Source organism: Ramlibacter monticola (assembly GCF_016722785.1).
Taxonomy (GTDB): Bacteria; Pseudomonadota; Gammaproteobacteria; order Burkholderiales; family Burkholderiaceae_C; genus Ramlibacter; species Ramlibacter monticola.
This window is the reverse complement of record NZ_JAEQNE010000017.1, coordinates 1-1,609: the sequence shown is the minus strand read 5'-3', so window position 1 is coordinate 1,609 and position 1,609 is coordinate 1. Positions and strand designations below refer to the sequence as shown.

Below are 1,609 nucleotides of genomic sequence, written 5' to 3'. Positions count from 1 at the left end.
AACGAATAGCGTTTATCTGCCGCCGCGCAGCATCGACAACCACGGACCCTCCCTGCGGCAGATAAACCTTGTTGGACTAAACCGCCGAGGCACGGCGGCGCTATTGGGCAGTGTAAGGTTTGGCCGGAGCCCGATGCAATTCCGCTGTGGCTCTCGCGCAGCGCCCGGAGACCGGTTGCGGCAATGCGTCGCGGGAATGAGCGGCCGGGGGGTTCGTTGACGCGCTTCTGTCAACCCCCAAATCGGCGATTCTTACGCAGGCGCACAGCGGCTTTTCCTGCGCTGCCTGCGGTGCGCAAGTTCGATCTGGCGTTGGATGTGGCAGCGTAGGTTTCAAGGCGGACCTCGGCATACCAGAGGAGGCACACGGGCCAGGGCGCTGCGGTCGGCGGCCCTCTCGCCAACGAGCACCCAGCGCCCCTTGCCGCAATGCTCGCATCGGCCGATCTCTGCGGCGGCTATGCGGCGCATGAATGCGCAGGCGTCCTCGCACGCCGCAGGATTGGGCTGGGGCATGCCGAGCAGCGCGCGCGCTGCGGCCAGGCGCTGGCATTTGGCGCACGAGGCCAGCACTCCGTAGTGCCGGATACGCTTGAAGCCGGGCGGCAGTACGTGCTGCAGCAGGCGAGCGACAAACTCCTCTCCCGGGATGCTGACGGTCCGGCGCTTGCCCGCTTCCTTGCGCACCCGCAGCTGCACCCGCTCGCCGTCGATGGCAACCAGCCTCTCGTTGCCGATGGCCGTGCGATGGGTGTATCGCGACAGGTAGTCCAGCACGTCGGCTGGCCCCGCCAACGGAGTCTTGGCATAGACCACCCAGTTGTGGCGGCGCAGCGCAGCATCGCGTTGGAGCAGCTTGCCGGGGTCGGCTGCGAGCGGCTCGCGCGGCAGCGCCGCGGCGCTGGTGGCTTGCGCGAGGGCGGCGAGGAACTTGCCGCGAAACACCCGCGAGAGGGCCTGCACCGGGAAGAGGAAGCCCGCACCGCGCGTGGGGACCACCCAGCGCTGCGCTTCGGCCGAGCCGCACAGGGCGCCACAGGCCATCAGGGCGTGGACGTGCAAGTGCCGGCGCAGGTCCTGCGTCCACGTGTGCAGCACCAAGGTGAATGCGCCGCAGCCTCCCAGCCACCGCGGGTTGGCGGCGAACTCGGCGAGCGTCGCCGCGGTGCAGTGCATCAAGGTCTCGTAGACCCAGCGCGGGTGGACTGCCGCCAGCGCGTTGAGTTCATGCGGCAGCGTGAAGACCAGGTGGCAATATGGCACGTCCAGCAGCTCACGCAGGCGCGCCTGCCGCCAGGCGTCGCGGGCCTGCGCCTGGCACTGCGGGCAATGCCGGTTGCGGCAGGAGTGCCAGCGCCATTGCTGGCGGCCACAGCCATCGCATTGCAGCAGCTGCCCGCCGAGTGCAGGCGTGCGGCAGCTGACGATCGCGCGCCACGCCTTGGCCTGCGCGGTGCTCAGGCCGTGGGTGCGCAGGTACTGCGGACCGAAGCGCCGCAGCACCTCGGCCAAGGTCGTGGCCACGGCCAGCTCAGTGCATGCCCTCGCGCAGGCCGCGCAATAGCTCCATCGGCGCGCGCCGGATGCCGTCGGGACAATCCGGGCGCGC

1 protein-coding gene is annotated in these 1,609 nt (G+C 69.5%); it reads right to left on the bottom strand.

Annotated elements, in window-relative coordinates:
* Positions 1 to 333 precede the first annotated feature (333 nt).
* Positions 334 to 1,524 (bottom strand): IS91 family transposase, encoded by a 1,191-nt coding sequence (locus JJ685_RS29530; RefSeq protein WP_201677983.1) that lies wholly within the window; start codon positions 1,522 to 1,524, stop codon positions 334 to 336.
* Between the last annotated feature and the right edge of the window lie 85 nt (positions 1,525 to 1,609).